Raw genomic sequence first — 13755 nt, 5'->3', positions numbered from 1 at the left:
GAACCTCTACGCAAGCTTCAACCGAATGCTCAAAGATCCTGAGTTTCTGGCGCAGGAGCCGGACAGCCCTCTCTACCGTGCAGTGATCCAGGCTACTGACCCTGAGGTTACGGCCTGGGCCTGGGCGGCAGGACGATTCCTGGAATTCCCGCCAGAGGTAATAATCCAGGACGACGAGTACGACGGTTCAGGTCGAAACATCAGGATTCTGTTACAGGCCAACTCCTACATAGGCATCAACGGCCTTTCCCATGGTGGCTTCTGTGTACGGCGAAAGACTCCGTATAGAGCGCTACCGCAGTATCCTGAGGTGGCTTTCTGGCTTCAGCCGTAAGGGGTGGTGGCACACAAAGCGGCCGTTAATCTGGTTCCATCAATCGAACGGAGCCGCACTGATGACCGCTTTCCAATCCCTACCTGCCATCCCTCACCTTGAGCCGATCTTTGCAGCCATAGCAGCTGCTAATCCTCATGACGGCCAAGCCCGGGCGGACTCCATTGACCCCCGTCGCTCGCTGGCACTCCTCGCCCCCGCAGGATCAGGAAAAACCACTCAGCTTCTCTTCCGCATGCTGGCCTGCCTCACGGTAGTAGAGCGCCCGGAAGAGATTCTGGCTATTACGTTCACTACCAAGGCCGCCGGCGAGATTCTGGAGCGCGTGACCAGTGCCCTGGCCCTGGCTGCCACAGGAGTGGAACCGGTCCAAGCTCACGAGAAGCCGCTGTATCAGCTCGGCCGCCTGGTTCTCGAACGTGATCGGCTGCTGGGCTGGAACCTGATCTTGAACCCGTCTCGCCTGCGCATCATGACGTTCGATGCCTTCTGCGCCTACCTGGCCGGCAAAACACCGATCATGAGTGGACTGGGTGGCGGTAAAACCGTCGAGGACCCTGCGTTGATCTACCGCAGCGCGATTCTTGACACCCTTGGCAGCGTGAACTCGGATGATATCCCTGAAGAGCTCCGTGACGCGCTGGAAGCAGTGCTCACCTTCGCCCGCAACCGTTTCGAACTGCTGGTGCCGATGTTCTCGGCGCTGCTCTCCAAGCGCGATCAGTGGGCCGGCGAGATCATGACCCTGGACCTCCCAGGCATGGAGCTGGCGATCGCTGAAATGGTTGCCAAGCATGCCGCCGAGGCAATCACGGTACTGGGCGGTTCTCCGTTGACCCAGGCGATGGACATCCTGCAGCACGCTTCCGGGGTATACGATGGCTTCGGGTGGGCAGCCCAGCGTCCCGCTTTGGCCATCAACCAGACCTCCCTGGACTATCTGCGCGGCTTTGCCGGGTTTGCTCTTACAAGCGAAAACACTCTTCGCAAGTCCGTAAACGTGAAGAATGGCTTCCCCGCAGGCGAGCCGCTCACCAAGGACATGAACGCCCTGCTCAAGGGGCTGAAGGACGATCCAAAGGTGGAGCTCTACAGCGAAGCCTTGGTCACGCTCAAGACTCTTCCAGACCTGCAGTACCCTCAGGGCAGCGCCGCGATGTGCCAGCACTTCACAGTGATTCTGCGCTACCTGCTCGCGAACCTAACCCTCACCTTCGATGGCACCGCCACGATCGACTTCCAGGAAGTAGCTCAGCGCGCAATCCAGTCCTTGGGCCTCGGTGACGAAGTCGGCGACGCTCTGTTGGACGAGGACCGTATCAACCACCTGATGGTGGACGAGTTTCAGGATACTTCGCCCTCTCAGTTCGAGCTCCTGCAGCGCCTGGTCGCACACTGGGAAGACGATGACTCGCGATCGGTATTTTTCTGTGGTGATGGTTTCCAATCCATCTACCTGTTCCGAGCAGCAACCGTGGAGCTGTTCATCAACATGGTGATGAGCAAGGTGTTCGGTCCGAAGTCTCTGGAGATTCACCGCCTCACTGTCAATTTCCGCTCTGCGCCGGGTGTGGTGGAGTGGAATAACCGAGCCTACGGAAAAGTGTTCGCCAAGTCCGACTTTCCTTTCGTGCCGTCGATTCCGTTTCGAACCGTGGACGGGGGCGTGCATATTCGGCCCATCACCACTGGCCCCATTGGTGAAGCTCAGGAGGTGGTGAATATCATCAAGGAGGCCCTGGCCAAGAACCCGGAGCAGACCATTGCTATCCTGGTACGTGGGCGGTCTCACCTGAAGCACATCCTGCCAGCCCTGAAGGAAGCGGGAATTCCTACAGCTGGCCAGAATATCGATCCAATTGCCGAATCCGCCCCAGTGTCTGAAGTAATCGCGTTGATCCGCGCCCTCTGGCACGCAGCTGATCGTACCTCGTGGTTGGCAATGCTCCGTTCGGCGTTCGTAGGCCTATCATGGGACGATTGCCGGATCATTGCTCAGGGCGGCAAGGTGATCCGTGGTGCCCTGAATGATGATCAGCTGATTGCCACTCTGAGCCCAGATGGCCAAGTGCGTGTTGAACGCCTGAACAAGGTAATGGAGCGTATCGAACGCTCCGCGCGCGGCACTGAGTTGGTTTGGGCCGCTAAAGCCGCCTGGGTTGCCCTGGGCGGCCCTGCTACCGTTGATTCCGTCGAAATGGCTGATGTGGAGACCGTCTTCCGCGTGCTCGCTCAGCACACGAGCAACGGGGCCCTGCAGGACCCGCAAGCGTTCTTCCGTGCCCTGGATAACCTCTATGCATCACCCAAAGCAGGGGTTGTCCAGGTCATGACAATCCACAACGCCAAGGGCCTCGAATACGATAGCGTCATCCTGCCAGGCCTTAATCGAACCGGTGCAACCGACGACACACCGCTGTTCTACTGGCGCAACCTGGCCGGCACCTTTGCCCTGGCCCCGAATGTTGGTGACCAAGACGAATCCTCTCCAGAGAGCCGGCTTTTCAAGTTCATCGGTCGACAAGTCAAGAAGGACATCTTGGATGAGGTGTCGCGCCTGGCGTACGTGGGTACTACCCGCGCCAAATGCGATTGCTACCTGCTGGCGGCTGTCGACAAATTCGACGAGGACAAGCCGATCCGAGTAGCTTCCGGTTCGCTGCTGAGCTGCCTCTGGCCTGAGCTTGAGGAGGACTTCTACGAGGCTGAACCGGGTGTACCCATTACCGCTGACGTGTCAGTAGAGGTTCCCTCGAAGGCGCGACTGAGCGCATCGTTCACCGTCGAACTACCGCGCGGCATCTTCATCCCTGCGGCGAGTAACGATCAGATCCCGACCGAGAACGAACTGGCAGACGAGTTGAGGGAAGAGGAGGGTAATGACTACCGAGCGAAGACTATCGGGGTTGTTTATCACCGAGTCGTCGAGTTGATTTCCAAAGAAGGGATCGAGGCCTGGAGCATCGAGCGGTTGCAAACCAAGAAACAGGCGATCGCCGCACTTCTGCGTCGTGAAGGTTATCCCGCCGCTGAAGTCCCTGCTGGTGTTGCGCGAATCCACCACCTGGTGGAGCGGACTATCAGCAGCACCCATGGTCGGTGGATTCTCAAAAAGCGGGAGAGTGGTGGCCAAGAAGTCCAGGTCAGCTCCTACCGAAACTCGCGGTGGGTGCATCGATACCTGGACCGTCCCTTCGTTGATGATGGGGTGTACTGGATCATTGACTGGAAAACACCGGACTGCCCGGAAGGAATGCCTGTTGAGCAGTTCCTCAGCCGGGAAGTGAATCGCTATGCGCCCAAAATGCGGGAATACAAGCAGGCGGTCCAGGATGCCGGTGTCACCCTGCCAGTGAAGCTGGCGCTCTTCCTGCCGGCAGTAGACCGCCTGGTTGAGGTGGCCTGAGACCTGAGGTCAGAAGCGCTCCAGTTTGAATGGTAGCGAGAACCGGAATCTGGAAAGGAGAGGGCGCGAATTAAGCGCCTTCTTCTTTTTCATCGAGGCAAGAACCTCAACTCGGAGTTGAATCAGGTTGGAGAACAACTCGGGGTGGTGCTCGATCTCCAGAATCTTGTCGTTGAAAGCGAGGATTCCAAGCACATTGTTGGAGGTGAATTCGGCCCGGGCGATACCGATGTAGAGCACGATCTGAAAATACTCCCTCGGCCGGACACGCCTGGCCCATCGCCGACTCTTGAACTCGCCGACGATGATCCTACCGCTACGCTTATGGCGGAAGATTGCGTCAGGCTCCCCACCGACACCACGCCAGCGAATTCTCTTCCTTGCATGCCCTTTCCCAAGATCGGAGCTGATTAACTCGTAAGCTGCCGGATCAAGACCGAAAGCCCGGAAAATATCGTCCTTGGATTTTCCCTTGACGGCGAGGTAGAGGAAAAATGCGGCTAACAGTACAGCAATGACTACGATCAGGTTCATTGAGGTAGAACCTCGAAGTAGATCAGAGCAGCGATGAGCAGGCCGGCACCTATGAGGAAGGCGAGTTTGCTCGGTGCCTTGCCGATAGTCTCATGAGCGCGATTACCGTAGCGGGTAGCTTTTGCGTTGTAGGCTTTACCGCCAGCCCTGATGTAATCGTCCGGTGACTCAGCGTATGCAGCGATTTTGCTTACCGCAATATTGGCTTCAGTCGGCATTGAGGCCCTCCTTGCCATGTGCAAAGAAGAAACGTTTGTAGCCGCTGAAGACAACCAGTCCCTTTTCCTGGAACAGGTGGAAGGCACGAGAAGCTGAGCGGCGTTCCACGCCCGCGAGGCGGCGGATTTCTTCCCTCGTGGCCTTCACCTCTACACCACCCGGCCGGTGCGCGACATCGGGGTGGGAAGCCAGATTCACGACTACACGCCAGATCTTGTCCTGGTCCTTCATTTGCACCGTCGATGCAGCGGTTGCGTGCTTGGTCAGAAGGTTCAGCTCGGCCGCCATCAGCACGACCTCACTGTTCTTCATGTCGTTCATGAAGGCGTTGAACTTGTCCTTCGATACTTTCAGGAGCGAAGCGCTCCCTCGGACCACATAGGTGAATTTCAGGTCGGTATGTCGGGAAGGAACGATGATGTCGCCGCGCCGCAGTGTGTCAATGAATAGCGGTTTCAAGTTCGGGTCCGGCGGGACGGTCGAAACAACCATCGTCCCGTTGAGGAGGATGTAGAAGTCACCGTGATTTGCGTCGATTTCAATGCCGGCTGGGTGGTCGACCACTCGGCCGTATTGGTGCGCCATCATTAACCAGCTAGCCCAGCTACCCGCGGTCAGCGAGGAACTCTTGAACCAGCTGGGTTCTGGCGTGGAGAGTACCGACACAGTCACTTGTCGCTTGGCTGTGCTGTTTGGCATTTGGCAGGGTCCTTCAGTTCGTATTGCGCTTGGTACGTCTCTATCCGCAGGTTCACCCCTGATGGAACGGGTAAGGCGATCAGAGACGCTACAGCGATGGACGTGGGGTTCATCACCAGAAGGACATTTCTGAGTCGCTTCGCTTCAGGAATGCGGAGCCCCTTCTGGCCCTTACTCACCATTTCTCGAAGGAAGACATAGCGCCGGCGCTCAGTTTTCAGCGCCAGGGGTCCCCTGACCTGTACGCCCTCAATGGAGAGGAGGGCATTCTTGATCAGAGTTGCAGCTTGTCGAACGGTCTGGATGTGCAAGCCGTCGATAACGACGTAGAAGCTGTCGGCGCGAAATTGGCTTCGCTTCGCTCGGGGCGAGGCCAGGTCCCAAGCAACATGGGTTTTTGCTTCCACAAGCATTCAACGAGCCCCTCGAGGCAGTCAGTTTCCCTAATAGTGGAAACTGACTGCCCCTATTTCAGGGTTTCGTGAAAATTATTGTTGGTAGGTCAGCGCCTTGCGCGCGTGGTAGACGGCTTTTTCAAACGAGCGTTGGCTTCCACGGATGCGCAGCACATCCAGTACCCGCGGGTTCCGCCTGACCTGGATGCTTTTGGGCCCCGCCAGCATCCCCAACACCAGGTCATAGCTATCGAGTAGAGCTCGATCATCCAGTTCGAGCACAGTGGTGAGGGTTTTCTTGTGCCGGTCGAGCGCCGCTTCGATCGCAGCCTTTTTCCAGGACTCCAACAGCTTCACTGGTGATTCTCCATTGCTCTGAATTGCTTGCCGTACTTTATCCGGTACACCCGGGCCTGGTGCATGAAAACCACCCACAGTCCGCCGAAAAACCAGACCAGCGCAAAAGGCGTGGCGAAAGAGAGTAAGGCTGAGCTGATCACATTGTGGGCCTCTGTTGGGTATTCGTCGTCGACGACAACGCGGTACAGCTCGTGATTCTTGTACAGCGTAACCAGCACTTTCTGGTTGGCATCAACTCCTCGGAAAACCTCTACGTCACCTCGGTCAACCACACTCAGCCAGCCGGTCAGACTCGTTGTTGCATTGCCCACCGACTGCAGCACTTGGGTGATGGACTCAGTCGAAACGTGTTTGGCGATCGAGGTGACCGGAACCGCATCACCCACCCACTCGAAACAGGTGATGGGGAGATGATCGCACTGAAAGCGGAAACGGCCTTCGTAGGTAGCGGTGAGTTCCTTCTGGTAAGTCAACCGTTCGTTCAGCAAGTGCTGCTGGATGTAGTAGGGGAAGATGAAATGAATCCACCCCTGAAAGGTGACGAAAACGCAGATGAAAAAGGTGATGTGGATACGAAAGAAGGACTTGAATCCCCCTAATACAAACCTGACCAACAATGATCCGAACACGAGAGCCATCATGAACACGTCTCCGCGCTGGCGCTCGCTGGAAGAAATCTCATGCCCAAATAGAAGGCAGATCTGTTGCCACAGCTTGTTCCAAAGGTTGAACTCCTCTTGGCAGATCGCAAGCACGAAAATGATCAGCAGCCAAGTCAAGTCGACAGTCCTGCGGAAATGACAGTAGATCCCACACCACAACGCCGTGAAGAAGATGAAAACCCCAAAGTCTTCCAGCACCTGATTCAGCGTCAGATCACGCCAGCTCCCATCACTGGGAATCGAGTTCAGCGCCGAAACAAAAGCAAACACGACCAGGAATAGTGGGGCATGGAGCTGCCAAGGGATGATGTGAGAGCGGGTAGACCAGGTCCTGGGCCAAGTGAGGAAAGAGGAAATCGCGGGCATAGCTTTTGGCTCGAAACGTTGGAAGCCATTGATACTATGGAGTTCCTGTACAGCTACCAGCCAAATTGCCCTCGGGATTTTCGGTCGCTGATGCACCCAAGAAGTACGAAATGAGGACGTTTGAATGACGGCAGCCAATCGTCGTTATACGCGGTACGCGATTCCAGAGAACTCGCTGCAAAAGCAACAGATCAAGACCAGGGGGGTGCTCGGTTTCCTTGCGGGGTGGGGAGATTGCCGGGTGCGCGACATCTCCTACGCCGGCGCGCTGGTTCTGACGGACAAGAAAATCGGGATCGGTGATCAGGTGCTGTTGCGCCTGACCGAAAAGGATGGCGGGGTGATGGATTTCGAAGGCACCGTTGCCAACTGCTCTAAGGACCCGATCACCCACCAGTTCCGAGTTGGGGTAGCTCTAAGTGAGCCCGAGGCGGACCGTCGCGAAAAAGGTTTCCTGCTGCAGCTGCAGGATCGGTACCGACCAGTGGCCTAGAAGAATAAAATGCCCGACTCATGGAGTCGGGCATTTATAAGTCGGGGAAACGCGCGCACCACAGACGATGTTGAGGGGGGGGGTGTCTTAGGATAGGGACCTAATGCGTTTCCCCAAAAAGCAAAATTCAGTACCTCTGCCATGGCAGAAGGGACAAGGCGTGGCGTTAAGCGACACAATTGCCCCTGCGCCCACATTTTCACCGAAGCAGAAGCCTGTGAGAAGGCCAATAGCCTTCATTTCAGAATCAATTTAGCAGAAATTGAGGTTCTGTCTCAGACTGAGCATTCGAGATCAACAGATGGCATCGGACGCAACCGACTAAACACACCATTTCGTAGGCGATTCACTATGCCCGGGCATGACCTACGACCGTCGTGGCCTGAAAAAGTTCCATGAGCCGAGTTTCGCATGCGAAACTGAAAACGCCCTCAGGGAGGGCGTTAGGGGCTAAGCTCGGGCTGGACTGCCGAAGATTCGCTTGAGAAGCGGGGCCCGCTTCTCCTCTTCGGGAATCAGCGGGATAGCCCCATAGCGCGCCCCGGATGCAGCCGAGTAGTAGAGGAACTGCATTCTGTCCCCTTTGAGCCCTACGTAAGGCGCCGCCTGGACGATAGCCCGGTTCATCTCAGCATTCGCAGTCTGAGCCATTTGCAGATCGAACCCGAAGATCAGTCGGGTTTCGAAATGGTCCCACTGCGATGCCTTGAGGACCGGGGCCATGAGCACAACGTTGATGCCCTGGCTGCTTGCTAAACGCAGGCCTGCCTGGAAGCTCGCTGAATCCTCATCGATATTCAAGCCGTCCAGGATAATAGAGCGGCCGGCCGGTGAATTCTTCGTCAACGCTGCGACATGAGGCGCAATGATCGCTTCAAGCGAATACCGTTCTGCAGGAACGATCGAGACAGTGAGACAGGCATCCTTTGCACGAGAGCCGAGTATCAGCGAACTCAGGTCTTCAGATGCAGCGTGTCGCATCACCAGATGGTTGCGGCTGTAGTGATTGATGTAGCTGTCACCGTCCACCCGATCTCGAACGATGATCACCTGCAGCCCATTCAGCTTGTTCAGGATCGCCTCTTGATCGATGTAGCGGCTGGCCAACTTGGCATCGGGTTGGGCTACCAAGGTATGCCCACGATATCCCCGACCCATGATCACCTGAGAGTTCGCCATGTAGCCGTAACGGTTCTTGAACTTCAGAAGAGTTTCGGGCTTGTCATCGTTTGGATCGATCGGATCGTTCTTCACATACGTCACCAGGGCGTCGAAGTTGCCAAAGTTGTACATGGTTGCCACCAAGTTCTTCGGCGGGATCTGCTGGTGAACGGGCTCAGGGCCAGGCAGGGTGAGGTTCAAGACCATGCGCATGAACTCGACCATTTGTTGAGGTCGTTCAAGCTGAAGAATCTCCGCGGGAGTGCGAATCGCCTGGAGCCCAGGGATTTCTGGACCGAAGGTGTCAGAGGTGCTGCTGTAACTCTCGCGTCCATAGGCCCGGGCAACTATGGCTTCAGCCTGGGACAACGACAGGCCGAAGGCCAGTTGGTCGACAAGGCGTTTGCACTGAATTTGGTACATGAATCAGGAGTCCAAAAGCGTAGAGAGTGGTTGGTTGCGCTCGACAAAGCTGAGATAGGCTTCGTGCAGCTTCATATCGGAATGGTCAGTAATCGCGCCTGCTAGCAGGCGGTATGCCCTGCGGAGATCAGGAACGATGTCAGCTGTACCGTTCTCCAGGAGCTTTACCAGCTCGAGGATCGCCGTCACGTATCCCGCAGTGGCAGCACGTTCGATGAGATTGAGACCGAGCATGGGGTCCGCATCGGGTCGTTTACGAAGAAGGTTCTGCATGCCGAATGAGTAGAGGGCGACCTTCGAGGGGGGATTGGTCACACACGCCAATCTGAGCCAGTGATCGCTCTTGACCTGATCGACTTCCACTCCAATCCCTTGATTCAAGCACCGGGCAACCTGGAACATCGCATCGCTGCTTCCCTCCTCGGCAAGCTCCAGCAAGTCGCGGTACGCATTCCCTCGGCAGCGATCATCATTGGATGAGAGATCTCTGGTGAGGCTGGCAAGCCGCAGGAGGGTTTCTCGGCTCTTGGTGTCTACTGCACGGCTCAAATTCGTGTTCCCTATCATTCTTGCGCTGCTCGCTTGTTGCGCCCACGGCTACGTGATTCAAACGCCCCAAAAGCCCTGTGCTTCACGTCGTACTGGTGAACGTTCATTCCCGGTACGCGAGGCTCTGGTTCCAAAAGCGCTCGGATCGAGCGCTTCTTTTTTTCTTCCATTGGGCAGTAGTTCTTTAAAGGCTTTATGAGCGGCCGGGCACAGGAAACGTCATAAACGAACGGCACCGGTGCAGAGCAGATGTACGGCTCAATGTCTCCATCGGTCACCCTTGCCCGTATATGGGGAGTACCTAGTCGATGAACCGCTACCTGTTCATCAAGAGGCAATTCCTCAAGCTGTTCAAGCGAAAGCAGCACGCTGCTTTCCACCGAGCCTTGAACTACCTCGTCGCGAGATGGCCGGTGGCCAAAGGTGGCATGAAGCTCGTCTTCACAGACCTTGATCAGGTCTCGCACCAACCATCGCTTCGTTATCGAGCCCGTATCCCAGTAGAAGCGAATCAGCTGGGGGTCATGCAGAATCGGGGTTACCCGCATAGCCTGCAGGCTGGATATGCCGTAGTGATCTTTCGCTTTCCAGATCCGCTTCCGCTCAGCAGGCTTGGCCTTTTCGATCAGGTCGAACAGATGCATTCGAAGCCTATTGGTTTCGCGGATTCGATCCAAAGCCAATGCGGGCAGACCTATGGCACCAGGAGAGCGAAGAGTTTCCTTGGCACTTTGCCCCTCACCCAGCCAAATGGTTGTCAGGGTTTCAATGGCAAGGGAAATGCCCGTCTCGCCATCTGGCGTGGCGATTTCGATCCCAGCATTCTTGTCAACCGTAGGAGACTTCCTGAGAGGCACCTGGAAAAGGGCGTCGATCCGGATATGTGCTTTCGATTTCTCCAGCAAGAAGGCCAGTTCCTTGAGTGACTTGTCCAGGGTTGGTATCAGCTCCCTGCATTCTTCTTCGATGGTCCGGGGGAAGCTCATTCGCATACACCGTTTAGTTTGATATCGACACTTTAACGGCCGAGAAAGGGAAGTGAAGGCATCGTGGCTATCTCCGTAGTGTTAAAGCTTGCGGGAACCAGGTGGGAAATGGAGGACCAAGCGTTATTTTGAGGGGAATGAAGAAATCCATCATCCAGCAGGCACTAGAGCTAGGAATACGTCCATGCGAAAGCTGATCCTCCACCTGAAAGGGGAGTATTTCGATGAAATCAAGGCTGGCCGCAAGCCCAAGGAATACAGACTGGTCACCCCATACTGGGAAAAGCGGCTGGTAGGGCGCTCCTACGACTGTATCGAGCTGGCGCGGGGATATCCTAAACGGGGTGATACCGAAAACCGGCTGACACTGCCTTGGAAAGGGTTCCAAAGGGAAACAATCATCCACCGCCACTTTGGCCCGCATCGTGTGGAAGTGTTTGCGATCAACGTAGCTGTCGAGCCGAAAGACAGGAATCCTGGGGCTGCTGGCCCGCTTCATAACGAGGGATAGTTGATCAATCGGCACGCCACGGAGACAGGGAATGGCAAAGAGGAATACGTTCAAGACCTTGAAAGACGGGGTGTACTTGGCGCGGTGTTGCGAGTCGAGCCTTTTGGCTACAGCTTCGAACGGGCATTCCATCATCTGGCCAGAGGCCAGAATGGTCATCAAAGGGGATACGGCTTATTTCTATCACGAGGCCAAGAAGGTCTGGTCTTGCAACATGACTTACGCGGCGAACAACTTCGACGTTCGAGCCCTGGCCGAGTAAGGATTAGGCATCGCTGTCCCCCGGGGGGATCTCCGCACGGTCCTTTCAGTTGGAACCTTCACCGAAGTCGTTACCATGCTCTCCATTCGATGAATGGAGCTCTCCTCGGTGGTTCTTCAAAAAGCGTTGCAGTCCAGTAAGAACCTGGGCGACCTCACCCAAGCATGGATACGAGAGATAACCGCCCGCACTAAGGCTGAAAACGTGGTTTCCACGGTGAAGCTTACTGTCGGAGATACCGCCTCTCTCGTAGCTCCTGCCGCTCTGGTGGCGGAAGTTATTCTGAAGACCGGGCTTGCGGATGAGAAAACGCCTTTGCGTGTTCTTCTCGTTGGACGTGACCCCATGATTCGACTGGACCATTCGGTCTGGGCGAGCCTTGCCGGCGAGATGCTCGGGCGCCCCGGAGAGGTCGAAATCTTCCTAACCCAGGCTGAGCAAGCCATTACCAGTATGTATCCCGTGGCTCAGGCCCTGCGGCTCCCGCACTGCGGCGTAATGCTCAATGAGGAAATCCTTGCTGCGGATCGACCGGAGATTGATCTGGCGATCTGGGTACACCCCGCCGCAGAAGTCGATTCTCCCGATGAGCAGAACTATCTCCAAATCGCAGTGCATCTTCAGAAGAAAGCAGTGCCCGTCGCTGCCTGCGTGTTCAATGAGACTGACCTTCATGGGCAGAACATTATCTTGAGCAGCTCAGGCCTCCGTCTCGTCCCGCTCGGGGAGGGTCTGAGGAGAGGGAGCAAAGCGATCAACCGCTTTGGCATTTCAAGCCGAAACGTGGGGCTGGAAGGAGGGTGGGGAGCAGTTCTCTGTCACCTGACTGATTCCGAGGTGCGGCGCGCTGACAACGAGGTTGCCCTGGTCAAGGCAGCTCTGTCGCTACTTCGTCTTGAGGGCGGTATTGCCAGTTCATGGGCGCTCGGCCAGCGAATCAACGGTGTGGCCTTTAACCGGATCATCCCCATAGGGCTCCTCGGCAATATGGCGGTTGAGCCAACAACTGGTCATCTGCTGGCGCATGATGACGAATCCAATCGTCTGGCTATTCTCGGCCACCTCTGGAACGAAAAGCGAAAAGCCATGCCTTCTGGAGGAGAAGAACTTCTCATCTGGGCGGCAGGGGTGAAGCTCTCATTCGGCCAGGCGCTCCCGAAAGAAACTGAAAAGCGTAAATCTGCCATATCTGCTCTTGAGCACGCCTTCGACCAGGGTGCTTTGGATGCAGGGATTGCGTTGGCACGAGGATACGAAGCAACGGGGCATGAGGAGAGCCGAGAAAAAGCTCTTCAGCTGTATCGACGTATCGATACCGCGCATCCCTTGAGTGCATATGCTCTTGCGCACGGTGCGGTGTCCTCCGGGGAACAAGCTACGGCCTTGCGTTGCTTTGGCGCGGCCGCCGAAGCCGGTTATCCGCTGGCAATGTCGGACCTTGCCGTGTTCGTCCAGCAGATGAACATCCAAGAGATCGACCCCTGGGCCTTGCTTGCTCAAGCTGCACAGCTTGGCGATCCGGACGCAAATGTGTATCTGGCCGAACGGGAATTGAAGGCAGAAAGGCTACAGCCCTCTCTCGAATACCTCCGTCAGGCATGGCAGATCGGTCACAAGGAAGCACTCAATTTCGCGTTCAACCTGGCGACCTTCATGCAAGGGCAGAAGCTGGGAAACCGCCACAAGCTAAAACAGGAACTCCGGGACATCGAGAACCAGGCCAAGAAGGTGGGTGTCACCCTCACCTATGGCGGAGTTTGATAGCTTCCGCAGGGCGCCCTCAGCCATGCTTCTGGTAATGGCGGTGGGCCTAGCCCCTGCAACCGTACTGGCTGACCCCACCGGCGAACCCGTGGTCAACTTTAAAGTCGAGCACTACTGGGTGACGGGGAGGAGTGTCCAGGAAATCCAGGCGTCCATCAGTGAGAACGCCCCGACCAGGAATGGTGACACTTTCTTCGCTGGGGCTACGGTTTGGAACTTGGATTCTAGCTATGACTACGTCCCGCTCGCCAGCGGTGGGTGCGCGATCTCCAACCCCCGTGTCACCGTCAATATCACGATTTCCCTACCCGCATTACGGGACGATGTTCCGCGTTCGCCGGGCGTAACTCGAGAGTGGAACAGGTTCTACATCGCGCTTCGCGCTCACGAGTTACTTCATGCCGCAAATGGAAAGCGTACTGCCCAGACACTCCTTTCACGGTTGAGCGGAGTACGCACGGAACTGCCGTGCGAAAGGTTAAGCGTTGTCGTGAGCAAGGCCGGACAGGCGCTCATCAAGAAACTCGGGGAGTATGACTCCCATCTCGATCAGCAAACAAACCATGGCGCGACTCAGGGGGCACTCCTTGACCTCCGTGTACGTTGACGTCCCTACAGAAGGAGTAAACGG

At 56.3% G+C, this 13755-nt stretch carries 14 protein-coding genes; 5 read left to right on the top strand and 9 right to left on the bottom strand.

What is annotated here, in order from left to right; genetic code table 11:
- Positions 1–395: 395 nt before the first annotated feature.
- Positions 396–3740, top strand: coding sequence for a UvrD-helicase domain-containing protein (locus LU671_RS22490; RefSeq protein ID WP_071537076.1), 3345 nt, complete (start codon positions 396–398; stop codon positions 3738–3740).
- Between the two features lie 9 nt (positions 3741–3749).
- On the opposite strand, the gene LU671_RS22485 is transcribed toward LU671_RS22490, so the two are convergent.
- From LU671_RS22485 to LU671_RS22460, 6 genes are all read right to left on the bottom strand, one after another.
- A complete protein-coding gene (locus tag LU671_RS22485; RefSeq protein ID WP_010792537.1) occupies positions 3750–4274 on the bottom strand; it encodes a hypothetical protein in 525 nt (174 codons plus the stop codon).
- A complete protein-coding gene (locus LU671_RS22480; protein WP_010792536.1) occupies positions 4271–4492 on the bottom strand; it encodes a hypothetical protein in 222 nt (73 codons plus the stop codon). Before LU671_RS22480 ends, LU671_RS22485 begins: the two co-directional genes overlap by 4 nt.
- A complete protein-coding gene (locus LU671_RS22475; RefSeq protein WP_010792535.1) occupies positions 4482–5192 on the bottom strand; it encodes a Crp/Fnr family transcriptional regulator in 711 nt (236 codons plus the stop codon). The genes LU671_RS22480 and LU671_RS22475 overlap by 11 nt, the downstream gene beginning before the upstream one ends.
- Complete coding sequence (locus tag LU671_RS22470; protein ID WP_010792534.1) at positions 5162–5605, bottom strand: hypothetical protein; 444 nt, start codon at positions 5603–5605, stop codon at positions 5162–5164. The genes LU671_RS22475 and LU671_RS22470 overlap by 31 nt, the downstream gene beginning before the upstream one ends.
- A gap of 75 nt (positions 5606–5680) precedes the next feature.
- The gene (locus LU671_RS22465) at positions 5681–5944 is read right to left on the bottom strand and encodes a hypothetical protein (RefSeq protein WP_010792533.1); all 264 of its coding nucleotides are present in this window, start codon (positions 5942–5944) and stop codon (positions 5681–5683) included.
- Positions 5941–6975 (bottom strand): hypothetical protein, encoded by a 1035-nt coding sequence (locus LU671_RS22460; RefSeq protein ID WP_010792532.1) that lies wholly within the window; start codon positions 6973–6975, stop codon positions 5941–5943. Before LU671_RS22460 ends, LU671_RS22465 begins: the two co-directional genes overlap by 4 nt.
- 124 nt (positions 6976–7099) lie before the next feature.
- On the opposite strand from LU671_RS22460, the gene LU671_RS22455 reads away from it, so the two are divergent.
- Complete coding sequence (locus tag LU671_RS22455; RefSeq protein ID WP_010792531.1) at positions 7100–7468, top strand: PilZ domain-containing protein; 369 nt, start codon at positions 7100–7102, stop codon at positions 7466–7468.
- Between the two features lie 450 nt (positions 7469–7918).
- Here the strand turns inward: LU671_RS22455 and LU671_RS22450 are convergent, their stop codons facing one another.
- The 3 genes from LU671_RS22450 to LU671_RS22440 are packed head-to-tail and all read right to left on the bottom strand — an operon-like array spanning position 7919 to position 10587.
- Entirely contained in the window at positions 7919–9052 is a 1134-nt protein-coding gene (locus LU671_RS22450) for a hypothetical protein (RefSeq protein ID WP_010792530.1), read from the bottom strand.
- A 3-nt stretch (positions 9053–9055) separates the two neighbouring features.
- Positions 9056–9601, bottom strand: a complete 546-nt coding sequence (locus tag LU671_RS22445) for a tetratricopeptide repeat protein (protein WP_170831727.1) — start codon at positions 9599–9601, stop codon at positions 9056–9058.
- A gap of 14 nt (positions 9602–9615) precedes the next feature.
- Positions 9616–10587, bottom strand: a complete 972-nt coding sequence (locus tag LU671_RS22440) for a DNA replication terminus site-binding protein (RefSeq protein ID WP_019486680.1) — start codon at positions 10585–10587, stop codon at positions 9616–9618.
- Positions 10588–10771: 184 nt separating this feature from the next.
- Here LU671_RS22440 and LU671_RS22435 point away from each other — a divergent pair, with 184 nt between their 5' ends.
- The 3 genes from LU671_RS22435 to LU671_RS29775 all read left to right on the top strand — a co-directional run bounded on the left by LU671_RS22435 (position 10772) and on the right by LU671_RS29775 (position 13731).
- Positions 10772–11098 (top strand): hypothetical protein, encoded by a 327-nt coding sequence (locus LU671_RS22435; RefSeq protein WP_021018416.1) that lies wholly within the window; start codon positions 10772–10774, stop codon positions 11096–11098.
- Between the two features lie 370 nt (positions 11099–11468).
- Positions 11469–13121, top strand: coding sequence for a sel1 repeat family protein (locus tag LU671_RS22430; RefSeq protein ID WP_021018414.1), 1653 nt, complete (start codon positions 11469–11471; stop codon positions 13119–13121).
- Positions 13108–13731, top strand: coding sequence for a DUF922 domain-containing protein (locus LU671_RS29775; RefSeq protein WP_038405147.1), 624 nt, complete (start codon positions 13108–13110; stop codon positions 13729–13731). Before LU671_RS22430 ends, LU671_RS29775 begins: the two co-directional genes overlap by 14 nt.
- Positions 13732–13755: the final 24 nt, after the last annotated feature.

Origin of the sequence: Pseudomonas sp. NMI760_13, assembly GCF_021283245.1 — a bacterium.
GTDB classification, from domain to species: Bacteria; Pseudomonadota; Gammaproteobacteria; order Pseudomonadales; family Pseudomonadaceae; genus Aquipseudomonas; species Aquipseudomonas peradeniyensis.
This window is presented reverse-complemented; position numbering and strand designations above follow the sequence as displayed.

Excerpts from the sequence above, each read along its gene's own strand:
- LU671_RS22490 (WP_071537076.1), top strand. The coding sequence starts at position 396 with ATGACCGCTTTCCAATCCCTACCTGCCATCCCTCACCTTGAGCCGATC.
- LU671_RS22485 (WP_010792537.1), bottom strand. The coding sequence starts at position 4,274 with ATGAACCTGATCGTAGTCATTGCTGTACTGTTAGCCGCATTTTTCCTC.
- LU671_RS22480 (WP_010792536.1), bottom strand. The coding sequence starts at position 4,492 with ATGCCGACTGAAGCCAATATTGCGGTAAGCAAAATCGCTGCATACGCT.
- LU671_RS22475 (WP_010792535.1), bottom strand. The coding sequence starts at position 5,192 with ATGCCAAACAGCACAGCCAAGCGACAAGTGACTGTGTCGGTACTCTCC.
- LU671_RS22470 (WP_010792534.1), bottom strand. The coding sequence starts at position 5,605 with ATGCTTGTGGAAGCAAAAACCCATGTTGCTTGGGACCTGGCCTCGCCC.
- LU671_RS22460 (WP_010792532.1), bottom strand. The coding sequence starts at position 6,975 with ATGCCCGCGATTTCCTCTTTCCTCACTTGGCCCAGGACCTGGTCTACC.
- LU671_RS22455 (WP_010792531.1), top strand. The coding sequence starts at position 7,100 with ATGACGGCAGCCAATCGTCGTTATACGCGGTACGCGATTCCAGAGAAC.
- LU671_RS22450 (WP_010792530.1), bottom strand. The coding sequence starts at position 9,052 with ATGTACCAAATTCAGTGCAAACGCCTTGTCGACCAACTGGCCTTCGGC.
- LU671_RS22440 (WP_019486680.1), bottom strand. The coding sequence starts at position 10,587 with ATGAGCTTCCCCCGGACCATCGAAGAAGAATGCAGGGAGCTGATACCA.
- LU671_RS22435 (WP_021018416.1), top strand. The coding sequence starts at position 10,772 with ATGCGAAAGCTGATCCTCCACCTGAAAGGGGAGTATTTCGATGAAATC.
- LU671_RS29775 (WP_038405147.1), top strand. The coding sequence starts at position 13,108 with ATGGCGGAGTTTGATAGCTTCCGCAGGGCGCCCTCAGCCATGCTTCTG.